The 15126-nt window shown below is 65.3% G+C and carries 19 protein-coding genes; 10 read left to right on the top strand and 9 right to left on the bottom strand.

Translation table 11 applies throughout. The annotated features are described in order from the left end of the window. Nucleotide 1 precedes the first annotated feature (1 nt). Complete coding sequence (locus ABID58_RS13690; protein ID WP_354033012.1) at nt 2-1555, bottom strand: DUF1800 domain-containing protein; 1554 nt, start codon at nt 1553-1555, stop codon at nt 2-4. 114 nt (nt 1556-1669) lie between these two features. On the opposite strand from ABID58_RS13690, the gene ABID58_RS13685 reads away from it, so the two are divergent. Beyond that, entirely contained in the window at nt 1670-1873 is a 204-nt protein-coding gene (locus tag ABID58_RS13685) for a cysteine-rich CWC family protein (protein ID WP_354033011.1), read from the top strand. A 91-nt stretch (nt 1874-1964) separates the two neighbouring features. Here the strand turns inward: ABID58_RS13685 and ABID58_RS13680 are convergent, their stop codons facing one another. From ABID58_RS13680 to ABID58_RS13670, 3 genes are all read right to left on the bottom strand, one after another. Beyond that, nucleotides 1965-2660 carry a glutathione S-transferase family protein gene (locus ABID58_RS13680; protein ID WP_354033010.1) on the bottom strand — a complete coding sequence of 232 codons (696 nt, stop codon included), beginning with the start codon at nt 2658-2660 and terminating at the stop codon, nt 1965-1967. A 99-nt stretch (nt 2661-2759) separates the two neighbouring features. Continuing rightward, nucleotides 2760-2990, bottom strand: a complete 231-nt coding sequence (locus tag ABID58_RS13675; RefSeq protein WP_148751146.1) for a hypothetical protein — start codon at nt 2988-2990, stop codon at nt 2760-2762. Further along, entirely contained in the window at nt 2987-3766 is a 780-nt protein-coding gene (locus tag ABID58_RS13670; RefSeq protein ID WP_354033009.1) for a TSUP family transporter, read from the bottom strand. Before ABID58_RS13670 ends, ABID58_RS13675 begins: the two co-directional genes overlap by 4 nt. 319 nt (nt 3767-4085) lie before the next feature. Here ABID58_RS13670 and ABID58_RS13665 point away from each other — a divergent pair, with 319 nt between their 5' ends. The 4 genes from ABID58_RS13665 (at nt 4086) to uvrB (ending at nt 8849) form a co-directional block, all read left to right on the top strand. After that, nucleotides 4086-5000 carry a LysR substrate-binding domain-containing protein gene (locus ABID58_RS13665; RefSeq protein ID WP_354033008.1) on the top strand — a complete coding sequence of 305 codons (915 nt, stop codon included), beginning with the start codon at nt 4086-4088 and terminating at the stop codon, nt 4998-5000. A 174-nt stretch (nt 5001-5174) separates the two neighbouring features. Continuing rightward, nucleotides 5175-5402 (top strand): hypothetical protein, encoded by a 228-nt coding sequence (locus ABID58_RS13660; RefSeq protein WP_148751143.1) that lies wholly within the window; start codon nt 5175-5177, stop codon nt 5400-5402. Nucleotides 5403-5463: 61 nt separating this feature from the next. Beyond that, entirely contained in the window at nt 5464-5694 is a 231-nt protein-coding gene (locus ABID58_RS13655; RefSeq protein WP_354033007.1) for a hypothetical protein, read from the top strand. Between the two features lie 107 nt (nt 5695-5801). Then, entirely contained in the window at nt 5802-8849 is a 3048-nt protein-coding gene (gene uvrB / locus ABID58_RS13650) for an excinuclease ABC subunit UvrB (protein ID WP_354033006.1), read from the top strand. A 102-nt stretch (nt 8850-8951) separates the two neighbouring features. On the opposite strand, the gene ABID58_RS13645 is transcribed toward uvrB, so the two are convergent. Beyond that, nucleotides 8952-9191: a hypothetical protein gene (locus ABID58_RS13645; protein ID WP_354033005.1), complete on the bottom strand. Its 240-nt coding sequence runs from the start codon at nt 9189-9191 to the stop codon at nt 8952-8954. Between the two features lie 273 nt (nt 9192-9464). Between ABID58_RS13645 and ABID58_RS13640 the strand changes: the two genes are divergently transcribed. The 4 genes from ABID58_RS13640 (at nt 9465) to ABID58_RS13625 (ending at nt 12106) form a co-directional block, all read left to right on the top strand. Further along, complete coding sequence (locus ABID58_RS13640) at nt 9465-9905, top strand: nuclear transport factor 2 family protein (RefSeq protein ID WP_354033004.1); 441 nt, start codon at nt 9465-9467, stop codon at nt 9903-9905. 258 nt (nt 9906-10163) lie between these two features. Beyond that, the gene (locus ABID58_RS13635; protein ID WP_354033003.1) at nt 10164-11081 is read left to right on the top strand and encodes a hypothetical protein; all 918 of its coding nucleotides are present in this window, start codon (nt 10164-10166) and stop codon (nt 11079-11081) included. A 172-nt stretch (nt 11082-11253) separates the two neighbouring features. Next, complete coding sequence (locus tag ABID58_RS13630) at nt 11254-11676, top strand: hypothetical protein (protein ID WP_354033002.1); 423 nt, start codon at nt 11254-11256, stop codon at nt 11674-11676. A 292-nt stretch (nt 11677-11968) separates the two neighbouring features. After that, nucleotides 11969-12106: a hypothetical protein gene (locus ABID58_RS13625; protein ID WP_187434827.1), complete on the top strand. Its 138-nt coding sequence runs from the start codon at nt 11969-11971 to the stop codon at nt 12104-12106. A gap of 42 nt (nt 12107-12148) precedes the next feature. Here the strand turns inward: ABID58_RS13625 and ABID58_RS13620 are convergent, their stop codons facing one another. From ABID58_RS13620 to ABID58_RS13610, 3 genes are all read right to left on the bottom strand, one after another. Next, entirely contained in the window at nt 12149-12295 is a 147-nt protein-coding gene (locus ABID58_RS13620; RefSeq protein WP_314951336.1) for a hypothetical protein, read from the bottom strand. Nucleotides 12296-12496: 201 nt separating this feature from the next. Next, nucleotides 12497-12976 (bottom strand): MaoC family dehydratase, encoded by a 480-nt coding sequence (locus tag ABID58_RS13615; protein WP_354033001.1) that lies wholly within the window; start codon nt 12974-12976, stop codon nt 12497-12499. Further along, a complete protein-coding gene (locus ABID58_RS13610) occupies nt 12976-13428 on the bottom strand; it encodes a MaoC family dehydratase (protein WP_148751135.1) in 453 nt (150 codons plus the stop codon). The genes ABID58_RS13615 and ABID58_RS13610 overlap by 1 nt, the downstream gene beginning before the upstream one ends. 159 nt (nt 13429-13587) lie before the next feature. Between ABID58_RS13610 and ABID58_RS13605 the strand changes: the two genes are divergently transcribed. Continuing rightward, nucleotides 13588-13884 (top strand): DUF4282 domain-containing protein, encoded by a 297-nt coding sequence (locus tag ABID58_RS13605; protein WP_045003742.1) that lies wholly within the window; start codon nt 13588-13590, stop codon nt 13882-13884. Nucleotides 13885-14027: 143 nt separating this feature from the next. Here the strand turns inward: ABID58_RS13605 and ychF are convergent, their stop codons facing one another. Beyond that, a complete protein-coding gene (ychF, locus tag ABID58_RS13600) occupies nt 14028-15125 on the bottom strand; it encodes a redox-regulated ATPase YchF (RefSeq protein ID WP_354033000.1) in 1098 nt (365 codons plus the stop codon). Between the last annotated feature and the right edge of the window lies 1 nt (nt 15126).

Below are 15126 nucleotides of genomic sequence, written 5' to 3'. Positions count from 1 at the left end.
ATCATCTCCTCTGCAGTTCCGGCGACATCAGCAGCAGCGCCAGCGCCTGCTGGCGCGATTCCGCGCGCTCGATGGTTTTGCGTGTTTCGGTTGACGCAGCATCGGCTGCAGCAAATTCCAGAAGATCAAGCGGATCGATGTTGGGTCCGAGCCGCGCACCCATCTGCGAAGCGATGTCGAGCCGGAGCTTCATGCCTTCGGGCGCGGCCCACGCGGCGCTCGTGTCCGGAAAACCGTTCGGTCCGGCCGGTGTCCACAACGGCTGGCCGAGCAGGTTCAGATTGCCGAGATAACCGCCGGGATCTTCCGGCACGCGCGCAAGCAGCCGCCCGCTCGCGATCACGAAATCATAGGGCGAGCGCATCTTGGTCAGCGGCGCCTTCCAGGCTTCGTCGGAATCGACAATCGCCGTGGCAAGGGCCTTGAGGTCGCCATCGGTCCTGACGAAGACATCGCGCAACCGTGCCACGAGCGCGGGCGGCGGATCGTCGGCAACGAAGTGGCGGACGAGTTTGGTGGCGATGAAATTCGCAGTCGAGGGATGGCGCGCGATGTCGCCGAGCGCGGCTTCGCCCTGCGCCAGGCCAGTCGCTTCGTAGGTTTTGCCGAGCAGCAGCTGCGGCCCGGGCTGATGTGCGTTGGCGTTGAAGGCGAACGAGCCGGGCGCCCCGAGCTGCCCCTGCCGGCCGGCAAAGGTCCATCCGGTGATGATCCGCGCGAGCGAGGTGACGTCCTCCTGCGTATAGCCGCCGCCGACACCGAGCGTATGCAGCTCCATGATCTCGCGCGCGAGGTTCTCGTTCAGCCCGCGCTTGCGGTTCTGGCCCGCGCGCGAATCCGGTCCGAGCGATTGCTGGTTGTCGAGGAAGAACAGCATCGCCGGATGCTGCTCGACCGCCTTCAGCATATCGGCGAAGCGACCGAGCACGTGCGGGCGGATTGCCTCGCGCTCGAACGCGCCGGCCCACATCCGCGCCAGCTCGCCCTTGTTCGCAGAGATGCAGAAATGATTGGACCAGAACACGACCAGGCGCTCGGTGAAGCCACACTCGACCAGCGTCGCGCGCTGCAGGCGCGCCAGCGCTTCGGCGCGAAAGGTCTTCTGGATGACGTTGAGCGGTTGCGCCGGTTTTGCAACAGCAGGCGCGGCGGCATTGGGCTGCATGCCGTCAGGCTTCATCGCACTGTCGGCCGGCTTCGCCTCGGCCATTTGGCCGGCGGCGATCTCGGTCGCGACCGTGTTCAGCGAGAGATTGCGACGCAGCTTCTGATCGGCCGGCGCCTGCGGCGGCGATTCAGTCGGCACGCCGGCCTTTGCCGCCGCCTCGCGCGCCTGCTTGACCTGGTCCTGATAGGCGAACGCGGCTTGGCCTAGTTGCGGCGTCGATTGCAGGCCCGGCGCCTCCAGCAGCGCGCCAAAGGGCCGCGCCAGTTCAGCCTTCACGAAGCCGCGCGGATCGGAGGCCGCATTTATGAGATCGCCGGAGGCCCCGCCGCGGGCGCCGAAGCCGAAGCGGTTCAGCGCGACGAGGGCGGCTTGCGAATCGCGGGCCATCGATTTGTCCTCCGCACGGTGCCAACCGCTTCCCTGCTCTGTGCGCGGCGCTTAATATACCGCAGCCGGAGATGAACCCGACATGAAAATGACGGCAAAGCTTTTGCGTAAATCATGACAAATCCGAAAGAAATCACGCTGACGCCACCGGCCCCGCGCCGCCTCGCCTGTTCCCGCTGCGGCACCGAGTTCGGCTGCGACCTCTCGGGCAATTGCTGGTGCGCGGAGGAGACGGCAAGACTGCCGATGCCGGTCAAGGGCGAGGATTGCCTATGCCGGGAGTGTTTGCGCAAGGCGGCGGCAGAGGCGGTTTCGTAGGGTGGGCAAAGCGGAAGCGTGCCCACCACTTTCATTGCATGTGAAGAGATGGTGGGCACGGCGCTTTGCGCCTTTGCCCACCCTACAAAGCTTACACCGTATGTCCCGGCGATTTCCGCGCCATGCCGTCGAACGCATCGAGCAGCTTTTCGCGCCACGCATAGACCGGATCGTCCGCCTCGAGCAGGCTGAACGGGCTCACCACCCGCGCCCACTGAAAACCGCCGAACACGATGTAGTCGGCGTAGTTCGGCGCGCTGCCGCCGAGATAGGCCTGCGTCTTGAACGTCTGCCGCATCACCTCCAGCGATTTGCGGAACGCGATGACGCCGGTGTCGCGGCTCGCCTGGACTTCCTCCAGGGGCTTGCCGAACCGCGCCTCGCGCGACTTGCGGAAATAGGTGGCATCGACATCGGCGAGATTCTTCGGAATGTCCGCGATGATCAGCGGGAAGATGCCGCCGACGATGGCGATGTCGCCCCACGCATTCAGCATGCGTGCCATGGCGCGGCCGCCCTCGCCGCCGAACAGCGACGGGCGATCCGGAAAATGGTCTTCGAGATAATTCGCGATCGTCCAGGAATCGACCACCGGCTTGTCATCATGCAACAGCACCGGGACCTTCTCCGAGCCGTGAGGCGCGATCTCGCTCTTCTCGGTGAAGCGCCAGGGCAGCGATTCCGCCGTCAGCCCCTTGTGCGCCAGCGCCATCCGCGTGCGCCAGCAGTAAGGGCTGAAGGGGCGCGAGGCGTCGGTGCCAACGAGTTCGTAGAGTTTGAGCGACATATTGGAGTTCCGTCATTGCGAGCGCAGCGACGCAATCCAGTCTGCCGCTGCGGAGACATTCTGGATTGCTTCGCTCGCGCTCGCAATGACGTTGTGGCGTCACCGCCCGTTGGTTCGCAGCAGCCTTTCGCCGTCTTCCGTCACCGCGATGATCAGGCCGATGCCGGGCAGCGTCTCGCGCGCGACGAAACCGCGGTCGGCGGCGTCCTCCCAGATCGTGAGCCGCGGGCACGAGGTCTTCCAGGTCGCGATCACCTCGGCATAGGCGCGCGGCTCGCGCGCGATCCATTCGACGAAGTCCAGCACCAGCGGATCGGCGGTTTCGCTCATTGCAAACCTCCCTTGTCGAAGGCCGCCAGCACCGGCGTGCGAACCAGCAGCCAGCCGCCATAGGCGATGTAGTAGCAGGCGATGGTGGAGATCAGCTTGTTCGACCAGGCCACGAACTGCTGGTCGGTCATGGCTTCGAGAATGCGCCGCGCCAGCGTGGTGCCGAGCATCGAGGCTGCGATCGCGACGCCCGCGAGCACGGGATCGAGCGTGGCGGCCTGATCGATGACGCCGCCGAAATAGATCAGCTTGGTGAAGTGACTGACGAGCTGGCACATCGCCTTGGTCGCGACCTTCTCGCGCCGGCCGAAATCGCCGCCGAGGAAGAAAGTGTCGAGCAGCGGACCGGAGACGCCGGTCATCAGCATCAGGCCCATGCAGATCGTGCCGTAAACGCTACCCTGCCAGAGGCGATCCGGATCGGGCTTGATATTGGTCGGCAGCAACCGTGCCATGAACGGCGTGGCGCCGAGCATCAGCAGCGCCATCGGCTTGTCCGGCACGTAGCGGGTGAGCGACCACGCCGCCAGCGCGATGGCGGCGCCGACCATGTAGTTCGCGACCGGCCGCCAGCGGATATGCGCGCGCCACAGCAGCGCGCGCCAGCCGTTCGAGGCCATCTGCGTGATCGCATGCAGCACCATCGCGGTCGGCAGCGGCATCAACGCCAGCAGCACGCCGATCAGGATCAGCCCGCCCGCCATGCCGAACAGCCCCGACAGGAACGCGGTGGCGACCATCAGCAATCCAAGGGCAGCGATCATGATCGGCGTCACGAAGGGGTTCTCCTGTGGGACTCAGCGAAAGTAAGGGACGCAGACTGCTCGGATCTCCCTCGCCCCGCCTGCGGGGAGAGGGTGGGGTGAGGGGGAGTCTCCGCGGGGACGGTGGCAGTTAGACTCGCGGAGAGTCCCCCTCACCCGGAATTTGCCTGCGCAAATTCCGGCCTCTCCCCGCACGCGGGGAGAGGCGAAGAAGACCGCGCTCGCGTCGGCAAATCAGCATGAATTACGCTGATATTTCTGCCTTGCTTGCCCCTTGTTCGCAAACTGAGTTATCTTGGCCTGGCATCAGCTTTCCTGAGGGTGTTTGCATTTGCGGCGGCTGCTCTTTCTCAACGGCATCAAGGCGTTCGAGGCGGCGGCGCGGACCGGCAGCTTTGCTGCGGCCGGCGTCGAGCTGAGCGTGTCGGCGGCCGCCGTCAGCCGCATGGTGCATCTGCTGGAAGAGCGGCTCGGCGTCGCGCTGTTCGAGCGCAAGGCCAACAAGCTCGTGCTGACGCAGGCAGGCCGCGCCTATCAGAGCGGGCTGACGCCGATCTTCGATGCGCTCGCGAGCCTCACCGCGCAGGTCACGGCGCCCTCCGGCGTCCGCGTGCTCACGATCGGCGTCGGCCACACCTTTGCGATGCGCTGGCTGATCCCGCGGCTGTCGGAGTTTCGCAGCGAGGAGCCCGACATCGAGGTGCGCTTCACCACCGGCGGCGCCGAGGTCGCATTCGGCGAGGACTGGAGCTGCGGCATCAAGCTCGGCACCGGCGACTGGCCGGGGCTGGTCGCCGAGCCGCTGTTCGCCGGCGACCTCACGCCGGTCTGCGTGCCTCGCCTCGCCGCCAGCCTGAAGCGCCCCGCCGATCTCAAGGGCCCGAGCCTGATCCGCGTCACGCATTCGCCGGAGGACTGGCCGCTCTGGCTCAAGGCCGCCGCCCTCCCCCGCATCAACGCGCGCGGGCCGGAGTTCCAGTTTTACGGCCAGGCGCTCCAGGCCGCCGTTGACGGGCTTGGCATCGCCATGGGCATCCGGCCCTATATCGACGACGACCTCGCCGCCGGACGCCTGATCGCGCCATTCGACCTCTCGGTGCCCAAGGGCATGCGCTGGTATCTGCTCTACCGCAGCTTTCAGACCGAGCAGCGCGACTTTGCCGCGTTCCGCCGCTGGATCATGCGGGCGGCGGCGGAACCCGCTGCCCGGCCGCGGCGGGCCGGGCGCGCCGCCGGACGGGGCTAGATTCTTGTTTTGACGCGTTTTCTTTACGCGAACCGGTATCCACTTCGCTCGAAAACGCTCTGGCCCATCACCCTTTCGGATGAAAAAGCCGGCCGCTTGTGAACGGCTTCACATCTCAAAATCCGCAAACGTGGTCGTCTAACCCTCCGACAAGAGAGCATTTGGGGACTACCAATGACGACCCTTTACGACGGCTTTGACATCGAATCCTTCGAAGCTGGCAAGGGACTGTGGCACGCCCGGATCCGGCGCGCCGATTTCAGCCCGGTTGCCATCGACGGTGTGCTGTTTCCGGCCATGGAAGTCGGCTTCGCCTGGCCCGATCCCGACGCCGCGATCGCCGATGCCAAGCATCACATCGACCGCTTCCGCCGGCGTGCCGACGAGGGCGACGACGAATAGACCCAGCGAGACGGCAACAGGGCTGAGCGACAGCGTGGCGTAACAGGGGGGACACCGGTTCATGTCAGTCATCGACTTCGAAGGCGCGCCGCGGTCGCGAATTTATTCGCGCAAGGTACTGGCGATATGCCCGGAATGTGACGGCGATCTCACGGTGCTCCGTGTGATCGGCGGTCGCGCCGGGTGCGAGTACTGGACCATGCGCTGCACCGATTGCGGTGGGATCCATCTCGACATCCTCGAGCCACGCCTTCCGGTCGTGGACGGCGAAGGACCGCTGCCGGCGGCGTGAGGCGAAACCGCTGAACGATGGCCCTGCTGCCAACCTGCTGTCAGCAGCCTACGCACGGACGGGCATTCGCTCTTTTCTGAGGGGCGGACTCGTCCCATATTCGCCTCATGGCGAAGAAACCTGCTCCCCCAAAATCTCCTAAATCCAAGGCTCCTAACTCGAAGGCTCATCGGCCCGACGTGCAGCCGATCGGGCCGGCCCTGGCCGAATTGCTCAATCCCGCGATCAATCGCGGCGATGCCGGGCTTGGATCCGGCACCGGCCTGCAGCCGCCGCCGGACAATTCGCGCGACCGCCGCGCCGGAGGCGAGGCCGCCGCGCATCGGGCTCGCGCCTCGACGCCCAAAGACCTTCAAAAGCAGTTTCCGCAGGACATCGCGTCGGGCAGCGCGACTCGTGGCTTACCCCCCTCCCCGACCAAGGGGGGAGCGAGCGGAGAGACCGGTGCGTTTGAAGAGGCGCCGCAGGCCAATTACGGAACCGCGGCCACGATCCCGACGCTCGATCCGGAACTGGCCCGCCAGCTCGGCCTTCCCACCGAGGAGGATGACGCCGAGGCGATGGCGCGCCCGCCGCGCAACAAGATGGAGGCGCTCGGCGTCAAGGCGACCGCCGAAGCGCTGGAATCGCTGATCCGCGAGGGCCGGCCGGAGTTCCGCAGGGATGACGGCTCCACCAAAGTGTGGACCCCGCACCGGCCGCCGCGGCCGGAAAAGTCCGAAGGCGGCGTGCGCTTCGAGATCAAGTCGGAATACGAGCCGCGCGGCGACCAGCCGACCGCGATCGCGGAGCTCGTCGAAGGCATCCAGCGCAACGACCGTTCGCAGGTGCTGCTCGGCGTCACCGGCTCGGGCAAGACCTACACCATGGCCAAGGTGATCGAGGCGACGCAGCGGCCCGCCATCATCCTGGCGCCGAACAAGACGCTCGCCGCCCAGCTCTATGGCGAGTTCAAGAGCTTCTTCCCCGACAACGCGGTCGAGTATTTCGTCTCGTATTACGACTACTACCAGCCGGAAGCCTATGTCCCCCGCACCGACACCTACATAGAAAAAGATTCTTCGATCAACGAGCAGATCGACCGCATGCGCCACTCGGCGACGCGCGCGCTGCTCGAACGCGACGACGTCATCATCGTCGCCTCGGTGTCCTGCATCTACGGTATCGGCTCGGTCGAGACCTACACCGCGATGACCTTTGCGCTGAAGAAGGGCGAGCGCATCGACCAGCGCCAGCTCATCGCCGATCTCGTCGCGCTCCAGTACAAGCGGACGCAAGCCGATTTCACCCGCGGCACGTTTCGTGTGCGCGGCGACGTCATCGACATCTTCCCGGCGCACTATGAGGACCGAGCCTGGCGCGTCAACCTGTTCGGCGACACAATCGAGAACATCGAAGAATTCGATCCGCTCACCGGCCACAAGCAGGACGAGCTCGAATTCATCAAGATGTACGCCAATTCGCACTATGTGACGCCGCGTCCGACGCTGGTGCAGGCGATTAAGTCGATCAAGTCCGAGCTGAAGCAGCGGCTCGACCAGCTGCACGACCAGGGCCGCCTGCTGGAGGCGCAGCGGCTGGAGCAGCGCACCACCTTCGACCTCGAGATGATGGAGGCGACGGGAAGCTGCGCCGGCATCGAGAACTATTCGCGCTATCTCACCGGCCGCCTGCCCGGCGAGCCGCCGCCGACGCTGTTCGAATACGTCCCCGACAATGCGCTGGTGTTCGCCGACGAAAGCCACGTCACGGTGCCGCAGATCGGCGGCATGTTCCGCGGCGACTTCCGCCGCAAGGCGACGCTGGCCGAATACGGCTTCCGCCTGCCCTCCTGCATGGACAACCGCCCGCTGCGTTTCGAGGAATGGGACATGATGCGGCCGCAGACGGTCGCGGTGTCGGCCACGCCCAGCGCCTGGGAGATCAACGAGAGCGGCGGCGTGTTCGTCGAGCAGGTGATCCGCCCGACCGGGCTGATTGATCCTCCCGTTAATATTCGTCCGGCCCGTACCCAGGTCGACGATCTCGTCGGCGAGGTCCGCGCCACGGCGCAGGCCGGCTACCGCTCGCTGATCACGGTGTTGACCAAGCGCATGGCGGAGGACCTCACCGAATATCTGCATGAGCAGGGCATTCGCGTGCGCTACATGCACAGCGATATCGATACCATCGAGCGCATCGAGATCATCCGCGATTTGCGGCTCGGCGCGTTCGACGCGCTGGTCGGCATCAACCTCTTGCGCGAAGGCCTCGACATTCCCGAATGCGCGCTGGTCGCGATCCTGGACGCCGACAAGGAAGGTTTTTTGCGCAGCGAAACATCCTTGATTCAGACCATCGGCCGCGCCGCGCGCAACGTCGACGGCAAGGTGATCCTCTACGCCGACCAGATGACGGGCTCGATGGAGCGCGCCATCGCCGAAACCGACCGCCGCCGCGAGAAGCAGGTCGAGTACAACACGGCGCATGGCATCACGCCGGAGAGCATCAAGAAATCGATCGGCGACATCATGAACAGCGTCTACGAGCGCGATCATGTGCTGGTCGAGATCGGCGGCCACGACATGACCGACGATGTCATCTCGATCGGCCACAATTTCGAAGCCGTGCTCGCCGATCTGGAAACCCGCATGCGCGAGGCCGCCGCCGATCTGAACTTCGAGGAGGCCGCGCGCCTGCGCGACGAAGTCAAGCGCCTGCGCGCCACCGAGCTCGCGGTCGTCGACGACCCCACCGTCAAGCAGCGCACCGTCGCCGGCAAGGCGGGCGCCTATGCCGGAGCGAAGAAATACGGCGACGCCGCCAATCTGCCGGTCAGCGCGATGAAGAAAAAAACTGTTTCCGCTGCACTCAAGGCCAGCAGCGGTGCCTCCTCCCCCTCTCCCCGTTCTTCACGGGGAGAGGGTCGGGGTGAGGGGCAGTCCACGGGTGGTGGCAGTGGTGGCTCGAGAGTCCACAAGCCGCATCTCGACGAGATGCACGGCCCGGAGTCGCTGCCCTACCGCGCGGACCGCGCGCTGCCGTCAAAGCCGTTCGGCGGCGAGAGCCGGATCATCCAGCCGACGGATTCGCGCCAGTCGGGGCCGGAGTTCGGCCCGGCGCCGAAGTCGACGGGTGGGATGCCGGGACACAGGGGTGGGTGGAAGAAGAGGTAGGCGACGGAATATCTTCCGCGCTCGTCGGCCTTCGAGCGCGTTGTGCAGACGGGACTTTCTCGCGGTGGAGGGAGCGTACCGCCGGCGCAGATGGAGTGGTGCCTACAGCTTGCCCTGCCCGTTTGCCTGGCTCTGCTGTTGCTGCTGCTTCCCCTGCTCGTTGGCGCGGTGGCGGCCGTAGAGGCAGCCGGCTGCGGCGCCGAGGACGCCGTGGTGGCCGGCATAATGGCCGGCGACGCCGCCGACGACGGCGCCCTTAATGCAGCCCTTGGCGTTGGCGCCGGAGGTTGCGCCGAGCACGAGAAGCGCGGCAGTGATGGCAATGAGCGGCGGCGATTTCATGATCGATGTCTCCGGATGCGGTGTCGCCGTCTCAACTGACGTGGCGGGTCCGGGTTCCCGACGCGAGGGCTGACCCGATTCCGGTAAAATTACGGGGTTCTATTGTAAATCTCACAATCTGCGCTCAATTGTGCATTGCAAAATCGTGATTTGCATTTTCGCAGATCAAGCCTATTTTGTTCGTACACGAATGAATTGAGCAGCCGCCTCGCACCTTACTGTGCATGGGGTTGTTTTCCGTTTTTCTGCAAGCCAGTTTCAGGACGCCCCAAAATGACAGAGCACAGCCTCTGGCGTTTCTCGCGTGCGTTGCACCGCGCGATCAACGACCGGCATTTCGAGGACATCAAGGCCCTGATCGACGAGGACGTCGAGTGGGCGATCTATGGCCCGATCGACATGTTTCCGTTCCTCGGCGCGCGCCAGGGCAAGGCGGCCGTGCTCCAGGTCATCCGCCAGCTCGCCGACAATTTCCGCGTCCGCCGCTTCGACCGCGAGAGCATCATGCTGGGCGTCGATTCCGCCTCCTCGATGCTGCGCTATTCGCTCACCGCGCTGGACTCCGACAAGCCGATCAGCTTGCGCGTCGCGCAGTTCGCCCAGTTCAGGGCGGACCGGCTCATCAGCATGCGCGTGCTGGTCGACACTTTTGACCTGGTCGAGCAGGCACTCGGCCGCGCCATTCATCTGCCGAAGATGACCGGCGTCGGCTGAGGGGGACACCAACGGGCTCCGCAATGCGGGACCGATCGATTGATGCTCCCGCGACGCGTTCCGGCCTCCAGCCCCGCCGGACGCCCTCGTGGAGATGCTCGTCATCGGGCGCGCGCGTCTTGTGCGCGGCCCGTTGGTTCGGCATTCTTGGCGCCACAATTCTCTGCGCCACAATTCTCTGTGCCACAATTCTTGGCGCCACAATTTTGCGACGATAGCGCCGCATCCTGTGCGCGAACTGGGCTCGCGGGCAAGGTCATGGAATTCTCGACAGGTTTTGGCTGGATCCGGCTGCCGCTGGCGGCCGCGTTCATTGTCGGCTCGGTTCTGACAGCCCCGGCACAGATCATCCCGCCCTTCTCCCCTGCCCCCGCTGCGACCGCGCCAGACGAGGAGGCCGACGCCGCCGAGACCGCCGATGTCAACGACCCCGACGTGCTCAAAGGCATCGACGTCGACAAGCTCGACTGGAGTCAGCTCGCCATCGACGCTGGCACGCTTAACGACCTCATCGCCGCCAAGAAGCGCGCGCAGGCCGCCGCCAACAACGGCATCAACTGGTCGACCAATGCCAACGCGAACGGCTCCTCGGCCGTGACCGTGAAGCAGTCGGTGTCCTCGTTCTGGGACACCCGGATCGGCGCCGACATGACGGTGGCGAAAGAGCCGACCACGATGTCGGAGCTGATGGCGCAGAAGGCCGCGAATGGCGGCAACCTGCCGCAATCTTCCGGCAGTGCCTGGGCCACCGCGACCGCGCCGGGCGCAGGCCCCGTCTGGGACAAGACCGCGGTCGAAGCCCGCGTCGATCCCGGCGCCGAGCAGAGCAAGCTTGGCGCGTTGCTGACCAAATCGGTGCCGCTGTCGAGCGATTATTCGCTGACGCTCCAGAACGGCTACAGCGTCAACCAGCAAGGCACCACGGCGCTGCCCGGCGTCGGCGGCCACGTCACCCGCAATTACGAGACTGACCAGTCCGCCAAGGTCACGATCGTCGACACCGGTACCAGCATCACCGCCGGCCAGACCATGTCAACCACCGACGACAAATGGCTGCGCAAGTTCGGCGCCGAGCAGAAGCTGTTCGACAACGTCACCGTCTCCGGCTCGGTCGGCGAGACCTCGCAAGGCGCGATCAACAAGAGCCTGACCGCGGGCTTCAAGAAGAGCTGGTGAGCCATCTTTAGAATCCCGTAACCATACGCCACGGCAAAACCCCCGAATGGTCCGCCCTTGCCGCATCTCGGCCCCGTTGCGGTCAAAATCGGACGCCCTCATGCACCGGCCTGACACCCATCGTCGTGCGGGGGACACTCGCGCTGCGCTCAACGCGAACAGGGGAATAACGATGAACGCCATGCGTCCGGAAAAGACCGAGACCACCGAGACCGAGACGGTCGACACCAACCTCGCCGCCGTGACGGAAGTCGAAGCCGGCATCCGCGATTTCGTCCGCAACGACATCGCCTATCTGCGCCGGCCGGCCGCGACAACCACCGACGCGCCGCCGCTCGATCCGAGCGCGGAAGCCACCGTCACCAACGTCAACTCGCTGATCCAGCGCGTCGCCGGCACCTCGCTCGCCGAGATCGAGAACCTGATCTCCGAGCTCGAGAGCCTGCGCGACCTGCTGCATGCCGAAGGCCAGCGCGTCCAGCGCGAGATCTCGGGCTACGCCCAGCTCAGCCAGGCCGCGATGAAGTCGACCCGCATGATCGCCGACAACGTCTCCCAGTGGAAACGCGCCGCCGACGGCCTGCGCAACAGCTGATCGCAGCACCAGTCATCACAGCCGCCGCGTTCCGGACGGGACGCGGCGGTTTTGATTCAGGGGTGCCGCTCTCGTGCCCCGGACGCGATGCGGCACGCAGTGACGCGTCGCAGAGCCGGGGCCCACGTTAATACGGAACGCGCGTTACGATGGGTCCCGGCTCTGCGCAGCAGCGCTAAGGCGCTGCAGCGCGTCCGGGACACGAGAGTGCGCTATTGAACCCTCCCCGCCCTCGCACCGACCAATGCCAAGCGCCCGCAGCCTTTGCGGCCGGGCCCGGGGATATTTTCAGATGGAAAGCATTCGGCCCGAAAACACGGACCCGATACCGCTGCGGCCCGCGCCGAACCAGTTCGGGACCATCATGCTGCGCTTTGTCGGATTGCTGGCCGTTGCGATCGCGATATTGGCGTTCGTCTATAGCCGCTGAGGGCGGAGGCCGTGTCGCGGCACCGCGAAAGTTAACCAGCTCTTAACGGCTCGCGTCGATGCTCGAGGCTTCCAGGGTGTAGGCGCCGTCGGCATAGCCCTTCACCACCATGCCGGCAACCAGCATCACGGCCAGCGTCGCGGTCGCGAAGATAAATCCAACCAGCTTGAGTGCGCCGCGGTCTGCCATCGTGCTCGTCCCCTGTACTCCGCCCAGTTCGTTCAAATAGACAGCGACAGGTTCATAATTGGTTAGCAACTCGATGGTTCCGGTAACTGCTTCGCAAGGACCGGCCATCACGCCGAGGCTTATGGCAGCAGCCCAGAATCGCGTCCATAGCGCGCGGGCAACACTCGCGAGCCGATTTCGGCCGTTCATCCTGGAACTGGTCTAACCGCCCTGCCGCATCGGCACGAAGGCGCTGGCGGTGATGGAATAGACCTCTTCGCCACGCTGGTTGGTGCCGGCGGTGCGGGCGGTCAGGATGCCCCAGCCCGGGCGCGAGGCGGAGGTGCGCTTGTCGATGACGACGTTGCAATAGCTGATGGTGTCGCCGGCCAGCACCGGCTTGATCCAGCGCAGGTCGCGAAAGCCTGGTGACGGCCCCCACACCGCGACCTCCTCGCCACGCGCTGCGGCTTCACGCGCCAGACGCTGGCCGTCGGCGACAAGCAGGCTCATGCAGGCCGAGCCGACATGCCAGCCCGACGCCGCAAGCCCGCCGAACAGCGAGTTCTTGCCCTCCTCCTCATCAAGGTGGAAACGCTGCGGATCGAAATTCGCCGCGAACGTCTTGATCGACTCCGCCGTGAAAGTGTAGGCGCCGATGTCGCGGCGATGGCCGATCTCGATCTCCTCGAAGAATGGCATCAGACCGCTCCCGCGCGCCGCTCGATCAGGATCGGCGAGGTCATCTCGCACAGCGCTTCGCCCCTGCCGTTGCGCATCGTGCATTTGAACTTGACGATGCCGAGATTCGGCCTGCTCTTCGAGGTCCGGGCTTCCACGACGTCGACATCGAGCATGAGGTCGTCGCCGGGCCTCAAAGGAGACAGCCAGCGCACCTCGTCGACGCCGGGCGATCCGAGCGAGGCGGCGCGGGTGATGAAACCGTCGGCCATCATCCGCATCATCAGCGAGCAGAGGTGCCAGCCCGAGCCGGACAGGCCGCGCAGCATGCTTTTGCTGGCGGCCTCTTCGTCTAGATGCATCGGTTGCGGATCGAACTCGGCGGCGAAAGCCAGGATCTCGTCGCGGGTGACATGGCGCGGGCCGAACGTTCCATACCGGCCGGTCGGGAAATCTTCGAAGGTCAGGGTCATCTTGGGAAAGCTTTGCGGGAATGACAGATTGTGGCCGCACTTTGCGGCAATCTCAACCCGCCGGCCCGCATGGCTCGTGCTACATTCGGCGAGTCGGGCCGGACCTGCCTCATTGTCGGATTGACGCAGTCGGGGGCGCCATTTGCCCGGGGGAGAGAGATGTTTTCATTCAGCGACCTGTTTCAATGGGACCGCTTCATCACGCCGACGATCATCAAGACCTTCTACTGGCTGGTGATCGGCGTGATCTGCCTGTTCGGACTCTCCGGAATTTTTGCCGGTCTCACCGCGATGGCGATCAGCCCGTTCGCCGGCTTCCTGGTCGTGCTGGAGTCGATCGCGGGCGTCGTCGTCGGAATCGTGTTCTCGCGCATCGCCGCGGAACTGATCCTGATCGTGTTCCGCATCAACGAGCATCTCGGCGCGATCCGGGACCAGGGCGGCGGGGTGCGGTGAGGCTCTCGTGTCCCGGACGCGGCGCGGCATGAAATGACGCGACGCAGTGCCGGGACCCATGCATCCGCAAACAAGATTCCTGGGCCCCGGCTCTGCAGCGCACCGCAAGAGCGCCGCGCAGCGTCCGGGGGACGAAACCCGCGCTAAGTATTAAACCGGAAATGCATCACGTCGCCGTCGGCGACGACGTATTCCTTGCCTTCGAGCCGCAGCTTGCCGGCATCGCGAGCGCCGGCTTCACCGTTCAGCGCGACGTAATCCTCATACGCAATCGTCTCGGCGCGGATGAAGCCCTTCTCGAAATCGGTGTGGATCACACCGGCGGCGCCCGGCGCCTTGGTGCCGCGATAGATGGTCCAGGCGCGCGCTTCCTTCGGGCCCACCGTGAAATAGGTGATGAGGTCGAGCAACGTGTAGCCGGCGCGGATCAGGCGATCGAGCCCGGCCTCTTCGAGACCCAGCGTCTCCAGGAAGTCGGCGCGTTCGTCACGCGAGATCGTGGCGATCTCGGATTCGATCTTGGCAGAGATGACGACGGCGACCGCGCCCTCTTTCGCCGCCTGCTCTTCGACCGCCTTGGAGAAGGCGTTGCCTGTCGCGGCAGAGCCTTCCTCGACGTTGCAGACGTAGAGGACCGGCTTTGACGACAGCAGGCCGAGCATCCCGAAGGCGCGCTCCTCCTCCGCCTTGCGCTCGACGAGGCGCGCGGGCTTGCCTTCGCGCAGCAGCACCAGCGTGCGGTTGACGAGGTCGAGCTGCTCCTTGGCGTCCTTGTCGCTGCCCTTGGCCTTCTTGCTGAGGTTGTCGACGCGCTTCTCGAGGCTGTCGAGATCGGCGAGCATCAGTTCGGTCTCGATCGTCTCGATGTCGGCGACCGGGGCGATCTTGCCCTCGACATGGGTGATATCGGAATCTTCAAAGCAGCGCACGACATGCGCGATGGCGTCGACCTCGCGGATGTTGGCCAGGAACTGGTTGCCGAGGCCTTCGCCCTTGGAGGCGCCGCGCACCAGGCCGGCGATGTCGACGAAGGTCAGCCGGGTCGGAATGATCTGTCCCGATTTGGCGATCGCCGCCAGCTTGTCGAGCCGCGGATCCGGCACCGCGACCTCGCCGACGTTCGGCTCGATGGTGCAGAACGGATAGTTCGCGGCCTGCGCCGCGGCCGTCTCGGTCAGCGCGTTGAACAGGGTCGACTTGCCGACATTGGGCAATCCGACGATTCCGCATTTGAATCCCACG

Source organism: Bradyrhizobium sp. S3.2.6, from assembly GCF_040546885.1.
GTDB classification, from domain to species: Bacteria; Pseudomonadota; Alphaproteobacteria; order Rhizobiales; family Xanthobacteraceae; genus Bradyrhizobium; species Bradyrhizobium cytisi.
This window is presented reverse-complemented; position numbering and strand designations above follow the sequence as displayed.